The sequence below is a fragment of the Arthrobacter sp. RIT-PI-e genome, from assembly GCF_001187915.1.
In the GTDB taxonomy this organism is placed as follows: domain Bacteria; phylum Actinomycetota; class Actinomycetes; order Actinomycetales; family Micrococcaceae; genus Arthrobacter_D.
In genome coordinates this window covers 1-16010 of the sequence record NZ_LGIU01000079.1, presented here as the reverse complement: position 1 = coordinate 16010, position 16010 = coordinate 1, and the positions used below count along the sequence as shown (strand labels likewise).

Annotated in this window: 17 protein-coding genes; 14 read left to right on the top strand and 3 right to left on the bottom strand. The window is 69.3% G+C overall.

Annotated features, from left to right (window positions below):
* The first annotated feature begins 283 nt into the window (after positions 1–283).
* From AC792_RS11035 to AC792_RS11010, 7 genes are all read left to right on the top strand, one after another.
* Entirely contained in the window at positions 284–1093 is an 810-nt protein-coding gene (locus AC792_RS11035) for an ABC transporter ATP-binding protein (RefSeq protein ID WP_082177673.1), read from the top strand.
* Complete coding sequence (locus AC792_RS11030) at positions 1075–2640, top strand: hypothetical protein (RefSeq protein ID WP_049830572.1); 1566 nt, start codon at positions 1075–1077, stop codon at positions 2638–2640. The genes AC792_RS11035 and AC792_RS11030 overlap by 19 nt, the downstream gene beginning before the upstream one ends.
* 218 nt (positions 2641–2858) lie before the next feature.
* Complete coding sequence (locus AC792_RS17030) at positions 2859–3524, top strand: DUF6318 family protein (RefSeq protein WP_152916154.1); 666 nt, start codon at positions 2859–2861, stop codon at positions 3522–3524.
* Positions 3525–3850: 326 nt separating this feature from the next.
* Positions 3851–4483 (top strand): PKD domain-containing protein, encoded by a 633-nt coding sequence (locus tag AC792_RS11025; RefSeq protein ID WP_049830571.1) that lies wholly within the window; start codon positions 3851–3853, stop codon positions 4481–4483.
* 239 nt (positions 4484–4722) lie between these two features.
* On the top strand, positions 4723–5019 hold the full coding sequence (locus AC792_RS11020; protein WP_049830570.1) for a DUF3039 domain-containing protein: 297 nt from the start codon (positions 4723–4725) through the stop codon (positions 5017–5019).
* A gap of 129 nt (positions 5020–5148) precedes the next feature.
* Positions 5149–6594, top strand: coding sequence for an MFS transporter (locus AC792_RS11015; protein ID WP_082177672.1), 1446 nt, complete (start codon positions 5149–5151; stop codon positions 6592–6594).
* Entirely contained in the window at positions 6591–8369 is a 1779-nt protein-coding gene (locus AC792_RS11010) for a DEAD/DEAH box helicase (RefSeq protein WP_049830568.1), read from the top strand. The genes AC792_RS11015 and AC792_RS11010 overlap by 4 nt, the downstream gene beginning before the upstream one ends.
* A 62-nt stretch (positions 8370–8431) precedes the next feature.
* On the opposite strand, the gene AC792_RS11005 is transcribed toward AC792_RS11010, so the two are convergent.
* Positions 8432–9055, bottom strand: coding sequence for an isochorismatase family protein (locus tag AC792_RS11005; protein ID WP_049830567.1), 624 nt, complete (start codon positions 9053–9055; stop codon positions 8432–8434).
* Entirely contained in the window at positions 9052–10383 is a 1332-nt protein-coding gene (locus AC792_RS11000; protein WP_049830566.1) for a nicotinate phosphoribosyltransferase, read from the bottom strand. The genes AC792_RS11005 and AC792_RS11000 overlap by 4 nt, the downstream gene beginning before the upstream one ends.
* Before the next feature lie 110 nt (positions 10384–10493).
* On the opposite strand from AC792_RS11000, the gene clpS reads away from it, so the two are divergent.
* The 7 genes from clpS (at position 10494) to AC792_RS10965 (ending at position 15496) form a co-directional block, all read left to right on the top strand.
* Positions 10494–10802 (top strand): ATP-dependent Clp protease adapter ClpS, encoded by a 309-nt coding sequence (gene clpS / locus AC792_RS10995; RefSeq protein WP_049830565.1) that lies wholly within the window; start codon positions 10494–10496, stop codon positions 10800–10802.
* Positions 10803–10806: 4 nt separating this feature from the next.
* A complete protein-coding gene (locus tag AC792_RS10990; RefSeq protein ID WP_049830564.1) occupies positions 10807–11382 on the top strand; it encodes a DUF2017 domain-containing protein in 576 nt (191 codons plus the stop codon).
* Between the two features lie 104 nt (positions 11383–11486).
* Positions 11487–12395 (top strand): glutamate racemase, encoded by a 909-nt coding sequence (gene murI / locus AC792_RS10985; protein WP_049830563.1) that lies wholly within the window; start codon positions 11487–11489, stop codon positions 12393–12395.
* The gene (locus tag AC792_RS10980; RefSeq protein ID WP_049830562.1) at positions 12392–13189 is read left to right on the top strand and encodes an MBL fold metallo-hydrolase; all 798 of its coding nucleotides are present in this window, start codon (positions 12392–12394) and stop codon (positions 13187–13189) included. Before murI ends, AC792_RS10980 begins: the two co-directional genes overlap by 4 nt.
* A gap of 80 nt (positions 13190–13269) precedes the next feature.
* Complete coding sequence (gene rph, locus AC792_RS10975; protein WP_049830561.1) at positions 13270–14049, top strand: ribonuclease PH; 780 nt, start codon at positions 13270–13272, stop codon at positions 14047–14049.
* Positions 14042–14734, top strand: coding sequence for an RdgB/HAM1 family non-canonical purine NTP pyrophosphatase (gene rdgB, locus AC792_RS10970; protein ID WP_235436656.1), 693 nt, complete (start codon positions 14042–14044; stop codon positions 14732–14734). Before rph ends, rdgB begins: the two co-directional genes overlap by 8 nt.
* Positions 14735–14782: 48 nt before the next feature.
* A complete protein-coding gene (locus AC792_RS10965) occupies positions 14783–15496 on the top strand; it encodes a GNAT family N-acetyltransferase (RefSeq protein WP_082177670.1) in 714 nt (237 codons plus the stop codon).
* 54 nt (positions 15497–15550) lie between these two features.
* On the opposite strand, the gene AC792_RS10960 is transcribed toward AC792_RS10965, so the two are convergent.
* A partial coding sequence (locus tag AC792_RS10960) for an HAD-IA family hydrolase (protein WP_049830559.1) occupies positions 15551–16010 on the bottom strand: 460 nt, incomplete at its 5' end.

Sequence of the window (16010 nt, the reverse complement as noted above, 5' to 3'; positions counted from 1 at the left end):
CGCCGGGCGCCGGGCGCGGGGGCGTCGGGGCCAGGGCCCCCGGCCCGTCCGCGCTGCGGCCCCTCCTCCCCGCGCGCGGATCCGCCGTCCCTCCCGTGCCCAGGCCCCGCGCCCCACCCCCCCGGCCCCGTTTTCGGTGCCGGGCCCTTCCTTCCCCTCCCGCACGGGAGGTCCCGGGGGGGGGGGGGGGGGCGGAACGAGCACCCCGGGTCCTCCCTCGGGAGGCGGTGTGTCCTCCGCAGGGATGACGAAGCGGGTGCGGTGCCGTTGCTAGCGTACGGATATGAGTTCCCTCCTGCCCCCTCCGTCGGACGCGAACAACCCCCAGGCCGAGCCCGGTACCGCGGCCCTCGCCATCCGTGGTCTCGCGAAGCGTTTCGGCGAGAAGATCGCTGTGAACGGCGTGGATCTGGAAGTGCCGTCCGGGTCCTTCTACGGTCTGGTGGGACCGAACGGCGCAGGCAAGACCACCACGCTCTCCATGGCCACGGGGCTGCTGCGGCCCGACTACGGCCAGGCGCTCGTGCACGGCGTCGACGTGTGGTCCAGACCGCTCGAGGCGAAGAAGCTCATGGGCATCCTGCCGGACGGCGTCCGGTTGTTCGATCGCCTCACCGGTGAGCAGCTCGTCACCTACGCCGGTCTGCTCAGGGGCATGGACCGCGGGACCGTGAAGGAGCGGACCGGGGACCTGCTGAGGGCTCTGGACCTGACCAAGGACGCCGGCACGCTCGTGGTGGACTACTCCGCGGGGATGACGAAGAAGATCGCCCTGGCATCGGCACTGATCCACGCCCCGAAGCTGCTGGTCCTCGACGAACCGTTCGAGTCCGTCGATCCCGTCTCCGCCGCGAACATCCGGGACATCCTGAACGGGTACGTGGGCTCCGGCGGCTCGGTGATCGTCTCCAGCCACGTCATGGACCTGGTGCAGCGCATGTGCGACCATGTCGCGGTGATCGCGGGGGGCATGGTGCTCGCCGCGGGCACGGTCGACGAGGTCCGTGGGGACGCCACGCTCGAGGACCGTTTCGTCGAACTGGTCGGCGGGCGCAACACGGCGGAAGGGCTGTCATGGTTGCGGACCTCCTGAGGCTCAAGCTGGTCCTGCTGCGCAACTCCCTCAAGCGCAGTACCGCCCAGCTCGTGGGGGTGATCCTCGGCGGACTCTACGGGCTGGGCATCCTCTCCTTTCTGGTGGTGGGGCTCGTGCTCCTCAGCAGGGCCGACGTGGAACTGATCCGCACCGTCCTCGTGATCGGCGGATCGGCCGCGGTGCTGGGCTGGATCGTGATCCCGATCGCCGCGACCGGTATCGACATGACCCTTGACCCCGCGCGGTTCGTCACCTTCGCCATCCCGATGCGCTCCCTGCTGCTGGGGCTCGTCCTCGGTGGTCTGCTGGGGGTCCCCGGCGTGGTGATGGTCATCGCTGCGCTCGCGCAGGTCGTGTCCTGGATCCGTCATCCGGCAGCGGCGGTGGCCGCCCTGGTGTGCGGTCTCCTCGCCGTCCTCCTCTGCGTCGTCGCGTCCAGGCTGGTGACGACGGCCGTGGCCTCGATGTCCTCCTCGCGCCGGTTCAAGGACGTGCAGGGGATCGTCGCCTTCATCCCGCTGATCTTCCTCGGGCCGATCATCGGGGGGATCGCAGCAGGGTTCCAGAGTTCGCCGGGCTTCGCCCTCACTCTCGCCGACATCCTCGCCTGGACTCCGCTCGGTGCCTTCTGGGCGGTGCCGGCGGACATCGCCCGAGGAGATGCCGGTCCGGCCGCGGCGAAGTTCCTCATCGGCGTCGTCACGCTGGTGCTGTTCCTCGTCCTGTGGAGCCGGAGCCTCGGGCACGCGCTGGTGACTCCGCCGTACAACGCCGTGACCAAGCGCGCCGGGGGCAATCTCGGGTGGTTCGACCGGTTCCCGGCCACTCCCGCCGGTGCCGTCGCCGCGCGGGCACTGACCTACTGGCTGCGTGATCCCCGGTACTCCGCCTCGCTGATCCTGATCCCGTTCCTCGCGGTACTGCTCTTCTTCGTCGGAGGAGGGGCCACCGGCCCCCTGCTCTTCCTCGGACCGATCACCGCGTTCCTGCTCGCGTGGTCCATCTCGGCGGACATCTCCTACGACAACACGGCGTTCAGCATGCACCTCTCCACCGGCGTCAGTGGCCGGGACGACCGCGTGGGGAGGGCCACGGCACTCCTGGCGTTCGGAGTGCCGGTGACGCTGCTCTTCACCGTGGTACCGGCACTCGTCCTCGACCGGGCCGACGCCCTGCCGGCGGTGCTCGGGATGGCGCTGGGCTTCCTGCTCTCCGGAACGGGCCTGTCCAGCCTGGTGTCCGCACGCTACACCTACAACGTGCCACTGCCGGGTGAGAGCGCCTTCAAGACCCCTCCGGGCACCAACTTCCTGATGTTCGCGGTGCAGTTCGGTGGCTGGTTCGTGATGCTGCTGCTGGCTCTCCCGCAGATCGTCCTGGGCGTCGTGTTCTTCGTCACCGGGGATGCGCTCTTCGGCTGGCTGACGCTGCTCGTCGGGCTGGTACTCGGCGTGGTGCTGCTCGTGGTCGGCATCCGGATGGGTGGGCGCTGGTACGACAGGCGTGCACCCGAGCTCCTGCTGGCGGTCTCGGCCAACCGCTGACACCCCGAGCATCGGTGCGTACGGCCTCCTTCCACGGTCCGGCCGGCACCTGCTCACTGATCTCCGAACACGACGCACTACTCGGTGTCGCCGTGGGGACTTACGAGTAGGTTCCCGTTCACTACCTGATACCTGTGCATAACCTGTACCCGCCGTTTTGCTTCTGGTTATGCTGAGTGCCATTCGAGCTCTGCAGTCGATCGTGACGGAGAAATGGCGTGTTTTCAGTGCGTGAGCAGGGCCGACGGCGGGAAGCGCCGCTTCTGGCTGGCGCAGCCGTGGCAACCATGTTGCTGCTGACGGCTTGCACAGGAGACGCCGAGCCGAATGCAGGTGGGACCGTCACCGGTCAGGCGTCACCGTCGCAATCTCCGGCGGCGGTCGTGACCACGGCGCCGTCAACGCCTGAACCGTCGCCGGCCTCCTCCGCCGGCCCCGCCGCCAACATCCCGCTCCCCGTGAAGCCGGCGCTGGCCGACGAGAACTCGGCCGAGGGCCTCGAGGCCTTCACGGAGTATTGGTTGGCGCTTTTTTCCTATGGTTACGAAACCAACGAGTGGTCTGAGTTCGAGGCTGTAACTGACCCTGGTTGTAGAACCTGCGAACGAGTGAAGCAGATCGTCGGCGATCTATATGCTGAGGGTCGCTGGATGAGCGGGGGAGTTTTTGAAATAAATACTTATACAACGGATTTTGTGATTAATACTTCTGGGTCTATTCGTAGTTTCGTCGAGTATCAGCAATCCGAAATAACATACTACGAAACTGACGGTAGTCTCATTCCATCCGATGATTCACCGGAGCCAGCTCTCAATGCTACCTTTGCGATTTACGAGGATGGTCATTGGGTGATGTTAGATTTCGGGAAACCAGAGGGTACCTGATGCGTTTTTTCGTAAGGTCATTCTTATTACTCGCAATTATTCCTGGTTTTCTTTCTTCTAACTCTCTCGCACTTGCCGCTGATAAACCACCCAGTGCTTACGCTGATGACTACAATTTTGTCGCAAGGATTCCGCCCAAACGCGGAGCCGTCGAGGATCAAAATACGTTAAAGCCCGCAAGTTTCGAGGAACCTGCTATAGCTCTTCCCGTAGATGACGGCATCGACTACACCTATGTAAGAACGTGTCTAGCTGGAGCGCGGGACAACCTCGATCCTGCTACCTGCCCTCTGATTAACGCCCGCTGCGACGCGCAGGAGGGCGGTGTGCTGGTCGACTGGATCGAAGTGAACAACAACGTGCAGCCCGCCACCGAGACACCGACGGGCCGGTCCTCCTGCATGTACCCGGGCGAGCCTCCTGCACCACCGGTCGAAGGCGCAGCAGTGGCCGAGGAAGCGCCGATCGTCATCACACTCGAGGAGTTCGAGAAGCAACCCGTCCTCGCGGCGGTCATCGTGTCGCAGCCCTCCAACTTCGGCCTCCGGAATGCGCACTCGAACCTCTACGCCGATGCGCAGGAGCAGGAGTTCACCTTCGACTTCCAGGATGCGGCGATCGTGCTCAAGGCGCGGCCCGTGTCCTACCAGTGGAACTACGGGGACGGCACGAGCGCCGTCACCACGATTCCCGGCGGCCCCGTGGCAGGGAACGCCTTCAACACGCAGACGCCGACCAGTCACCAGTACACCGAGACGGGGGACTTCGACCTCACGCTGACCACGTACTTCGCCGGCGACTACTCCGTGGACGGCGGGCCGTTCCAGCCGGTGGCGGGAGAGGCGGCGGTGGTCTCAGTACCTCACCTGATGAGCATCTGGAGGACCCAGGGGCACAACGTCAGCGAGAACTGCATCGAGAATCCCGCGGGGATCGGATGCGAGGCGCCCACCCGTTGAGCTGCAGTGTGGACCACGTCCCGTGCCGAGCGTGCGGCCGAGTCCCACCTGCAGTCATCCGGACATCCACGTCCGTCCGCCGGGTGAACGGGCGACGAGCGTCTTGTCCGCCGACCTCGCTCGCCGTGGTTCCGCGTGGAAATCCGTACGGTGGGCCGTGTGACGAGTGCATGCAGGATCGCCCGGGAGCACCCTCGGATCAACGGGTGCCCGCGAACGGTGCCCGATAGACTCCTCCCATGACTACGCCTGCAGATCCCTTCGCCAACGATCCGCTCGACGCCGGTACGGGAGGCTCCACAGCCACTCTCGAACGTGAGGAGCTGCGTCAGGAGGTGGAGCCCGGTGACGCCGAGCGCTTCGCCCACTACGTGCGCAAGGAGAAGATCATGGAGTCGGCCTTCACGGGCGAGCCGGTGATCGCCCTCTGCGGCAAGGTGTGGACGCCCGGCCGAGATCCGGAGAAGTTTCCGGTCTGCCCCGAGTGCAAGGAGATCTACAACGGTCTCCGTCCCGGGAAGGACGACAAGGAGTAGCAGAGGCTCCATCGTCGATCGACCGGGGTCGGCTACGGTAGGGAAGGCCGTCCGGGGCCGGGAGCGGGCGAAGTGCCCGCACCGGTGCAACGATGCGGACGGACTACCGGAACAGGAACGTCGAACGGGATGAAGAGCAGAACCAGTACCACCCCCGGAGCCATGTCACCGGAGTTGCGTCCCCTCACCCTCGGGATCCTCGCGATCATCACCTGCGCCGCGTTCGAGGCGATGGCGGTGGTCACCGCGATGCCGTCGGTGGCGCATGAGCTGTCCGGCGAGTCCAGCTACGGGCTGGCGTTCTCCATGTACCTGACGGCGTCGCTGCTGGGAACCGTGGTGGCAGGCTCCTGGTGCGACCGCCGTGGGCCGCGCCCTGCCCTCGCCGTGGGCATGGCCCTGATGACCCTGGGCCTGCTGGCGTCCGGCGCCGCACCGGTGTTCTGGCTCGTCACCGTCGGCCGGGCCGTCTCGGGTCTCGGCGGCGGGTTCATGATCGTGTCCGTCTACGTGATCATCGGCAGGTCCTTCCCGCAGCAGACGCAGCCCGTGGTGTTCGGGTGGCTCGCTGCGGCGTGGGTTCTGCCCGCGCTGATCGGCCCGGTGGTCGCAGGGTTCGTCACCGAGCACCTGGGGTGGCGCTGGGTGTTCTACGGTGTCGCCCCCATCGTCGTGGCCGCGGTGGTGGTGGTGTGGCCGAGGACCAGGGCGCTCGGCCCGGTCGCCGCGGACGACGTGGGTGCATCACGACCGCGGGCGGTCCGCGGGCTCGCGCTCGCGGCGGGTGTGTTCGCAGCCCAGTGGGCCGTGGTGCGCCTCGCGGACACCTCGGAGCCCACGGGTACCACCGTGGCGGGACTGGTGTCGCTGGCCGTACTCGGGGTGGTGACCGCGCTCCTTGTCCTGCCCGCCCTGCTCCCGAAGGGCACCCTCCGGCTGGCCCGCGGTCTGCCGAGCGTGATCGCCACCCGCGGCCTGGTCAATGTGGCGTTCTTCGGTACGGAGGCGTTCATCCCCCTCATGCTGGTGAGTTCCCGCGACATCTCCGCCGGCACCGCCGGGCTCACGCTGAGCGCGGGTGCCCTCGGGTGGAGTGCCGGCTCCTACGTCCAGGCCCGCGTGACCTTCGGGCGCCAGTGGTTGCTGGTCCTCGGCTCCTCCATCCTCTCCCTCTCCCTGGGCGGGTTCGCGCTCGCCACCGCCGTCGAGGCCCCGCTGTGGACGCTCGCCGTCGTCTGGGCCCTGTCCGGGTTCGCCATGGGCATGACGCTCTCCACCACGTCCGTGCTGGTCCTCAAGCTGTCGGACACCACCGAGCAGGGACGCAACTCCTCAGCCCTGCAGATCTCCGACCAGCTCGGCGGGGGGGGGGGCACGGCGGGGGCCGGGGCCCTGTTCGCGCTGCTCCACGATCCTGCGGATCCGGGGTACCTCCCCACCTTCGTTGCGATCTGGCTGGCTCTGTGGGCGTTCACGGCAGCGGGTATAGTTTCGGGTCTGAGAGCGGCCGGATCATCCGATGTCGGCTCCCCATCCACCCCCAGCAAGACGACGGAAGGTTCTGTCCCGGCGTGAGTAATGACACCCTCTTCGGTGCCGGTGCATCCCTGCCCCCCGCCTACCCGGAACGTGCGGCGTGGGGTACCGCCCCCAAACTGCGCCAGTGGCAGAGCGAGGCCCTGGAGAAGTACTTCCACGATTCCCCGAGCGATTTCCTCGCCGTCGCCACCCCTGGAGCCGGCAAGACCACCTTCGCGCTCCGCGTGGCCACCGAGCTCGTGGATCGCGGCATCATCAACCGGGTCACGGTGGTGGCTCCCACTGACCACCTGAAGCGTCAGTGGGCGGATGCCGCGGCGAAGGTGGGCCTCGCGATCGACCCCAACTTCAAGAACGCCGACGGCCGTCACGGCGGTGCGTTCATCGGTGTGGCCGTGACGTACGCCCAGGTGGCCAGCAAGCCGATGCTGCACCGGGCCAAGACCGAGGCCGCGCGCACCCTGGTGATCCTCGACGAGATCCACCACGGCGGCGACGCGCTGTCCTGGGGTGACGGCATCCGGGAGGCGTTCGAACCGGCCACGCGGCGGCTGGCCCTCACCGGTACCCCGTTCCGCTCCGACACGGCCGCCATCCCGTTCGTGGAGTACGCGGAGGACCGCGACGGCATCCGCCGCTCGAAGGCCGACTACACCTACGGCTACGGCCAGGCCCTCCGCGATCACGTGGTGCGCCCGGTCATGTTCATGGCCTACTCCGGCCAGATGCGCTGGCGCACCAGGGACGGCGAGGAGATGGCGGCATCGCTCGGTGAGGCGGCGGTGACCAAGGACATCACGGCCCAGGCCTGGCGGACCGCACTCAACCCGATGGGGGAGTGGATCCCGTCCGTCCTCGCGGCCGCCGACAAGCGGCTCACCGAGGTGAGGCGCACGGTGCACGACGCCGGTGGCCTGGTGATCGCGACCGACCACGACGACGCCCGGGCGTACGCCGGTCAGCTCAAGAAGATCACGGGAGAGTCCCCCACGGTCATCCTGTCCGACGACGCCAAGGCCTCCTCGAAGATCGAGGAGTTCTCGACGGGTGAGAAGCGCTGGATGGTGGCGGTGCGCATGGTCTCCGAGGGCGTAGACGTACCCCGGCTCGCCGTGGGCGTGTACGCCACGTCGACGGCGACGCCCCTGTTCTTCGCGCAGGCGGTGGGCCGCTACGTACGGGCACGACGCCGCGGGGAGACGGCGGCGATCTTCCTGCCCTCGGTGCCGAACCTCATGGCGCTGGCGAACCAGCTGGAACTGGAGCGCGACCACGCCCTGGACAGGCCCGAGAAGGACGACGAGGGGTTCGGTCTCGAGGATGACCTCATGGAGGCGGCGAACCGTGAGGACAAGGCGTCCGACTCCCTGACCAAGCAGAAGTTCGAGGCCCTCGAATCCCAGGCGTCCTTCGACCGCGTGCTCTACGACGGCGGTGAGTTCGGGACCGGCGGGGAGCTGGGCAGCGAGGACGAGCAGGACTTCCTCGGCATCCCCGGTCTGCTCGACGCCGACCAGGTGGGTCAGCTGCTGCGCCAGCGCCAGCAGGAGCAGCAGTCGCGCAGGAGACCGGTGACGGCCGCCGCGCCGGCCTCGGAGCCGCTCGTGGTGGACCACCGGCAGCTCACCGAGCTCCGGGGGCAGCTCGCGAAGAACGTCTCCGCCTGGGCGGCGCGGACCGGGATGCCCCACGGCCAGGTGCACAGCGAACTCCGCCGCCAGTGCGGGGGGCCGGCCGTGGCCCAGGCGAACGAGGACCAGCTGCAGCGCAGGCTGCAGAAGCTGCAGGACTGGTTCATCGGCAAGAAGTAACCGCGCCGCTCCGGTAGCGGGAGGGCAAGGCTGCCCCGCCCTCCCGTGTGTCCGCTGCGGCCCTAGCGCACCAGCTCGACGCCGGCGGCCTCTACCTCGTCCAGCGCCTCGGCCGTCCCCGCCGCGTGCACGCCTCGGGTGAGTCCCGTCAGCCCCTGCACCGAGTAGCCCGCCTGGAGTGCATCGAGGGCGGTGGCCCGCACGCAGAAATCGGCGGCCAGCCCGGCGACCGCCACCTCGTCGACGTCGTGCTCCCGCAGCCAGTCGTCGAGCGTGAGGAGGTCCTCGTCGCTCTCCGCCTCACCGGCACCGAGCTTCTGCTCCCCGGTGGGGACCTCGTCGTCCGGGGCCAGCACGCCCTCGAAGCCGGAGTACGCGGCCTCGAACCGACCCTTGCGGAACACGGCGTCGATGCTCTCCGTGTCGAGGTCGCGGTGGAACTCGGCGCCGCGGGTGTCGGCGACGCAGTGCACCGGCCAGGACACCGCGTAGTCCGGGGTCTCCGAGAAGTGGGCGCCGGGATCGATGTGCCAGTCCTGCGTGGCCACGACGTAGTCGTAGGTGCCGGCTTGCTCGTCGAGGTGGTCGCTGATGTCGGTGGCCACCTGGGCACCGCCGTCGACGGCCAGTGTGCCGCCCTCGCAGAAGTCGTTCTGCACGTCCACGATGATCAGTGCGCGCGTCATGGTGCTGCCTCCTCGTACTCGGTGGGAAGAACTGCCTCGCCGCGCTGCAGCCGCCGGACGGCGCCGGGCAGCTCGGCCATGGACTCCTGGTGCCGGGCGGCGGCGCGGGTGACGGCCTCGGCCCCCGTCCACCCGGGGAGCACCTCGCCGTGCCGCACGAACTGGTGCACGAGGTCGCGGCCGTGCCCGGAGGGGGTGGTGCCGATGCCGATCACCTCCGTCTGGGCGGTTCCGCGCTCGTCGAAGCGACGGAACGCCTGCTTGCGCCCGCCGACCGACACCTTGTTCTTCGCCGCCTTCGCGACGGAGACGAACGCGCCGTCGTCGCCCTGCCGGCTGACGAGCTTGTAGACCATTCCCGCCGTGGGTGCGCCCGAGCCCGTGACCAGCGAGGTGCCCACCCCGTAGGAGTCCACGGGCGCCGAGGCGAGCAGACCGATCGCGAACTCGTCGAGGTCCGAGGTGACCACGATCCTCGTGGACGTGTTGCCGAGCTCGTCGAGGAGCTGGCGGACCCAGCGTGCCTGGGCCACGAGGTCCCCCGAGTCCAGGCGGACGGCCCTGAGTTCCGGGCCCGCGACCTCGACGGCGGTGCGCACCCCCTGTTCCACGTCGTAGGTGTCCACGAGCAGCGAGGTGCCGCGCCCCAGCGAGGCGACCTGCGCCTCGAAGGCGGCGCGCTCGGAATCGTGGAGGAGGGTGAACGAGTGCGCCGCCGTCCCCACGGTCGGGAGGCCGTAGCGCCGGCCGGCCTCGAGGTTCGAGGTGCTCGCGAAGCCACCGATCACGGCGGCCCGGGCGGCGGCGACGGCGGACTCCTCGTGGGTGCGCCGGGAACCCATCTCGATGCACGGACGGCCGGAGGCGGCGCCGGTCATGCGGGAGGCGGCGGCGGCGATGGCACTGTCGTGGTTGAGGATCGAGAGGATCAGCGTCTCGAGGATGCAGGCCTCGGCGAAGGTGGACTCCACGGTCAGGAGTGGGGAGTTGGGGAAGAACACCTCCCCCTCCGGGTACCCGCTGATGGAGCCGGTGAAGGAGAAGTCGGCGAGCCAGGCGATCGTGGCGTCGTCCACGATCCCGCGGTCGCTCAGGAAGGAGAGCTGGGCGTCGTCGAACCGGAAACCGGCCAGTTCCTCGAGCAGGCGTCCCGTGCCGGCCACCACCCCGTAGCGGCGACCCGCGGGGAGCCTGCGCGCGAAGACCTCGAAGACCGAGCGGCGGTGTGCCGCGCCGGAATGGAGGGCGGCCTGCAGCATGGTGAGCTCGTACTGGTCGGTGAAGAGCGCACTGTTCGGGGGGGTCGCCGGGGACGGCGCGGTGCTCACCGCAGGGGTCCGGGGGGTCGGGGAATCGGTCACCCTGGAAACGATAGCGGGGCGTTCGCTGTGTGAGTACCCGGACCCGGGTGGGGGCGGCCACACCTAGACTTGGAGGCATGACAGTAGGCTTCGCATCCGGTACGGACACCCTGGAAGAGGTGGCGACCACCGAGAGCACCGATCTGGACCAGCCCTGGGTGGTGGTGGTCTGGAACGATCCGGTGAACCTCATGAGCTACGTGAGCTTCGTGTTCCGGAGCTACTTCGGTTACAGCGAGGCCAAGGCGCGCACGCTGATGCTGGAGGTGCACGAGCAGGGCCGCTCCGCCGTCGTCTCCGGGACCCGGGAGAAGGTGGAGCAGGACACCGTGGCGCTCCACGCCTACGGACTGTGGGCCACCTTCGAGAAGGCCGGGAGCGAGTAGGCGCATGGCGAAACCCTTCCGATCGACACGACGCGGGATCACCGGTGCGCTGGAACCGGGGGAGGCCCGGCTGCTCGGGGCCCTGCTGGGCGACGTGATCGCACTGCTGGAGCCCGAGACCGGCCCCAGTGAGGACCCGCTCGCGGCCCTGGTGGGCATGTCGGGGACGGACGCCGACGCAGCTGCGCCGGACGATTCCGCCGTCCGCCGTCTGCTGCCCGACGCCGTGCGCGACGACGACGACGAAGCCCTCTCCTTCCGCCGGCTCACCGAGCGCTCCCTCCGCGAGCAGAAGATCGGGGCGCTGCGCAGCAGCGCGCTGATGATCGAGTCCTCGCCGATGTCGCTCAACGACGAGCAGGCGAGATATCTGGCGCAGGCCCTGAACGACGTGCGGCTCGTCCTCGCGGACCGGCTGAGCATCGAGACGGAGGCGGACGCCGAGCGCCTCCACGAGGTCGCGGACGCGAAGGACGTCGACGACGTGGACTCCTACCTGGCCCTGGTCTACAACTTCGTGACCTGGCTCCAGGAGTCCCTGGTGCAGGCGATGCTGAAGGCGTCCCGACTCGAACGCTGAGACCCTGCAGCCGACGGACACCCGGCGGCAGCGGATCCGTTGTGACCAGAACCACGGATCGACGAATAGTTTTAGTCGGTGACACGTCATAGTGTCGGAGGATCATGAGCCCAGAGTCAACGAGCACGGACCGCAGCGCAGCGCCGATCGGCATCTTCGACTCCGGCGTCGGCGGCCTGACGGTGGCCCGCGCGGTGATCGACCAGCTGCCCCACGAATCCATCATCTACGTCGGTGACACCGCGAACGGACCCTACGGTCCCCTGCCCATCGCCCAGGTACGGGCCCATGCGCTGCACGTCATGGACGAACTCGTGGACTCCGGGGTGAAGCTCCTGGTGATCGCCTGCAACTCCGCCTCCGCGGCCGTGCTCCGCGACGCGCGGGAACGCTACACCGCCCGCTACGGCATCCCCGTGATCGAGGTGATCCAGCCCGCCGTCCGCCGGGCCGTGGCCTCCACCCGCTCCGGCCGGATCGGCGTGATCGGCACCTCCGCGACGGTGGGCTCCCGCGCGTACGACGACACCTTCGCGGCAGCACCCCACCTCCGGCTCACCTCCGTGGCCTGCCCGGCCTTCGTGGAGTTCGTCGAGGCCGGGATCACCGGCGGTGACGAGCTGCTGAGGACGGCGCAGGAGTACCTGGGACCGCTGAAGGACGCCGGGATCGACACGCTCGTGCTGGGCTGCACGCACTACCCGCTGCTGACGGGCGTGATCTCCTACGTGATGGGCGACGCCGTCACGCTGGTGTCCAGTGCGGAGGAGACCGCGAAGGACGTCTACCGGGCGCTCGTCTCCCACGGACTCGAGCGCGACACCACCGCCACAGCGGTGCACCGTTTCGTCGCCACCGGTGACGCCGCGGGCTTCGAGGTCCTGGCACGCCGTTTCCTCGGCCCGGAGGTGCTCAGCGTGCAGCACGTGGACCACGTCGCCGCGCACTACCCCACGGGCAGTCTCGCGCGGATCACGCCCGACATGATCGCCTCGGGATCGGCGCACCCGTGAAACTGACCATCGTGGGGTGCAGCGGGTCCTTCCCCGGCCCGCAGTCACCCGCCTCCTGCTATCTCCTCAGCGCCGAGTGGGAGGGCCGCACCTGGCGGATCCTCCTGGATCTCGGCAACGGGTCCCTCGGCGCCCTCCAGCGCTACATGGACCTCCGGGAGATCGACGCCGTCCTGCTCTCCCACCTGCACCCGGACCACTGCATGGACCTGTGCGGGCTCCACGTGGCCGTCCACTGGGACCCCTCGGGCTGGGGCATGCCCCGGATCCCGGTGTGGGGTCCGGCGGCCACGGCGGACCGGATGGCCAGTGCCTACGGTCTCGACCCCGATCCGGGGATGCACGAGGACTTCGACTTCCGGCACTGGCAGGAGCGCTCGCCGATCTCGGTGGGACCGTTCACGGTGACCCCGTACCGGGTGCTGCACCCGATCGAGGAGGCGTACGCCCTCCGCGTGGAGGTGCAGGAGCCGGACGGGCACGGCGCCGTCGCGACCCGGGTGCTCACCTACTCGGGGGACACCGACACCTGCGACGGGCTGGTGGACGCCGCACGGGATGCGGACATGTTCCTCTGCGAAGCGGCCTTCCACGAGGGCCGGGACGACGCCGTCTCGGGCGTCCACCTCACGGGCAAACGCGCGGGGACGGTGGCGCGCGAGGCCTCCGCGCGGCGCCTGCTGCTCACGCACCTGCCGGTGTGGAACGACGCGAACGTCGCGATCACGGAGGCCCGCGAGAGCTACGACGGTTCGCTCGCCGTCGCCGTGGCGGGAGTCTCCTACACGGTGTGAGCACACGGTGCAGGGACGGTGTGAGGTGCGGTGCCGCAGGAGCCGGGACTGGCGGAAGCGCGCCGTCTAGACTTGCACCCATGACCCCGAACACCTCCTCGCCCTCCTCCAGCCCTGCCGGCACGCTGCGTGCGGACGGCAGGACCCCCGACCAGCTCCGCAACATCAGCATCACCCGCGGCTGGTCCACGCAGGCCGAGGGGTCCGCCCTGATCGAGTTCGGCAACACCCGCGTGCTCTGCACGGCCTCCCTCACCAGCGGCGTACCGCGGTGGCTGAAGGGCGAGGGGAGGGGCTGGGTGACCGCCGAGTACGCGATGCTGCCGCGCGCCACCAACACGCGCTCCGACCGCGAATCGGTGAAGGGCAGGATCGGCGGCAGGACCCACGAGATCTCACGTCTGATCGGGCGTTCGCTGCGGTCCATCATCGACACCAAGGCGCTCGGCGAGAACACCATCGTGCTGGACTGCGACGTCCTCCAGGCCGACGGCGGTACCCGGACCGCCGCGATCACCGGGGCGTACGTGGCGCTGGCGGACGCCATCCGGTACGCGAAGGACAAGAAGCTCATCCCCGCCTCGGCGTCCCCGCTGACGGACACCGTGGCCGCGATCAGCGTGGGCATCATCGACGGCGTGCCGATGCTCGACCTCCCCTACGTGGAGGACGTCCGCGCCGAGACGGACATGAACGTGGTGGTCACCGGCTCCGGCAAGTTCGTGGAGGTCCAGGGGACCGCGGAAGGGGCGCCGTTCGACCGCGCCGAACTCGACGCCCTCCTGGATCTCGCGCTGCTCGGCACCGCGCAGCTCGCCCGGATCCAGGTGGACACGCTCCGGGACTCCGCCGGTGCCTGAGGCAGTGCCCGAAGCAGTGACCGAGGCACGACCGCGGCTGGTCCTCGCCACCCGCAACCCCGGCAAGCTCCGTGAGCTGCGCGAACTGCTGCGGGCCCGGGTGCCCGGCCTCGACGTCGACACGCAGGTGGTCGACGCCGCCACCGCCGGCGCTCCCGACGTCGTCGAGAGCGGGGTGACGTTCGAGGAGAACGCGCTCCTGAAGGCCGAGCAGACCGCGGAGGCCACGGGCCTGATCGCCGTCGCGGACGATTCCGGCCTGGCCGTGGACGTGCTCGGCGGTGCGCCCGGCATCCTCTCCGCACGGTGGGCCGGACACCACGGCGACGATGCCGCCAATCTGGCGCTGCTCCTGGCGCAGCTCGCGGACATCCCCGAGGATCGCCGCGGTGCCGCCTTCGTCTGCGCCGCCGCGTTCGCCGTTCCGGGACACCCCTCCGCGGCCCGCACCGAACGTGGCGAACTGCGGGGGTCCCTGCTGGGCGCACCCCGGGGCACCAACGGCTTCGGGTACGACCCGGTCCTCGTGCCCGAGGGACTGGAGCGCACCTGCGCGGAGCTCACCTCGGGGGAGAAGAACGCGATCAGCCACCGCGGCCTCGCCTTCCGGGCCCTGCTGCCGCATCTCGTGGAGGCGCTGTCCGACGACGTCCCGGGTACGCGTGGCATACCGGCAGACTCCTGATCCACAACTCACCCGCCCTGCGAACCTCACGAGGGGGACGACGTGCCCATGGATGAACCGGTGAGGACCACCGGGGACGCTGTACCGACCGGGGAGGACCCCCTGGTGCGGGTGTGGCCGCTCTTCGGCCTGGTCCTCACCACCCCGCGTCTGGTGCTGACGCCGGTGCGGGACGAGCACGTGCCCGAGGTGGTCGACGCCGCGCTCGCGGGCATCCACGACCCGGCCGAGATGCCCTTCTCCATCCCCTGGACCGACGCGCCCCCGGAGGTCCTGGTCCCCGAGACCGCCAAGTACCTGTGGTGCACGCGCTCCTCGGTGTCGGTGGCGGACTGGACCGTCAACTTCGCCGTGCTGTACGAGGGCCGGGTGGTGGGCCTGCAGGATCTCGCCGCCACCTCCTTCGGCACCCTGCGACGGGTGCGCTCGGGGTCCTGGCTCACCCGCTCCGGCCAGGGGCAGGGGATCGGCACGGAGATGCGGGCGGCGGTGCTGCAGTTCGCCTTCGACCACCTCGGCGCCACCTCCGCGGTGTCCGAGGCCGTGAGCTGGAACGGTTCCTCGCTCGGCGTGTCCCGACGGCTCGGGTACCGGCCCAACGGATCCCCGCTCGTGGAGGCGCGCAGCGGTCAGGCGGAGGAACTGCAGCACGTCCTGCTCCGGCCCGAGGACTTCAGACGACCCGCGTGGTCCCTCGACGTGCAGGGCCTGGATGCCGCGCTGGCGTACCTCGTGGGGAGCGGTGCACCGGAGGCAGATTGATCGGGGTGGGAATCCGGTGCTGTGGTGTCAGTACTCCACGCCTGCGTGCTCCGCTCAGGCCGGCTCCGCCGCTCGCAGCGGCGCATCCACGAGTGCCCGCGCGAGATCCGTCCCGGGGTCGAACAGGCGGGCGTCGATGCCGAGGGATCGCGCAGTAGTGATGTTCGCCTCGTTGTCGTCCACGAAGACCACCCGGCCCGGTTCCACGCCGAGCTCGGCGAGGACGTGCTCGAACACGGCGGCGGACGGCTTGACGAGTCCCAGGGACGAGCTGAAGAAGCGGTGGGAGAAGAACCTGCTCCAGGGCGCCCCGCCGAGCTGGGAGACCATCGCGGCGGGCATGTTCGAGAGCAGGGCGAGGCGTTCGCCCCGGGCGTCGAGGGCCTCGAGGGCGTCCAGGGTGTCGAGATTGGGGTGGGACCACTGGTTGCCGTCCAGGATGTCCAGCCAGGCGGCCCGGGAACCCCCGACGTCCTTCCCGCAGACGAGAGCCCAGTAGTCGGTGGAGCTCAGC

What these genes read in the sequence shown, in the direction of transcription:
- AC792_RS11035 (WP_082177673.1), top strand. Translation starts at nt 284, where the DNA reads ATGAGTTCCCTCCTGCCCCCTCCGTCGGACGCGAACAACCCCCAGGCC.
- AC792_RS11030 (WP_049830572.1), top strand. Translation starts at nt 1,075, where the DNA reads ATGGTTGCGGACCTCCTGAGGCTCAAGCTGGTCCTGCTGCGCAACTCC.
- AC792_RS11020 (WP_049830570.1), top strand. Translation starts at nt 4,723, where the DNA reads ATGACTACGCCTGCAGATCCCTTCGCCAACGATCCGCTCGACGCCGGT.
- AC792_RS11015 (WP_082177672.1), top strand. Translation starts at nt 5,149, where the DNA reads ATGAAGAGCAGAACCAGTACCACCCCCGGAGCCATGTCACCGGAGTTG.
- AC792_RS11005 (WP_049830567.1), bottom strand. Translation starts at nt 9,055, where the DNA reads ATGACGCGCGCACTGATCATCGTGGACGTGCAGAACGACTTCTGCGAG.
- clpS (WP_049830565.1), top strand. Translation starts at nt 10,494, where the DNA reads ATGACAGTAGGCTTCGCATCCGGTACGGACACCCTGGAAGAGGTGGCG.
- AC792_RS10990 (WP_049830564.1), top strand. Translation starts at nt 10,807, where the DNA reads ATGGCGAAACCCTTCCGATCGACACGACGCGGGATCACCGGTGCGCTG.
- murI (WP_049830563.1), top strand. Translation starts at nt 11,487, where the DNA reads ATGAGCCCAGAGTCAACGAGCACGGACCGCAGCGCAGCGCCGATCGGC.
- rph (WP_049830561.1), top strand. Translation starts at nt 13,270, where the DNA reads ATGACCCCGAACACCTCCTCGCCCTCCTCCAGCCCTGCCGGCACGCTG.
- AC792_RS10965 (WP_082177670.1), top strand. Translation starts at nt 14,783, where the DNA reads ATGGATGAACCGGTGAGGACCACCGGGGACGCTGTACCGACCGGGGAG.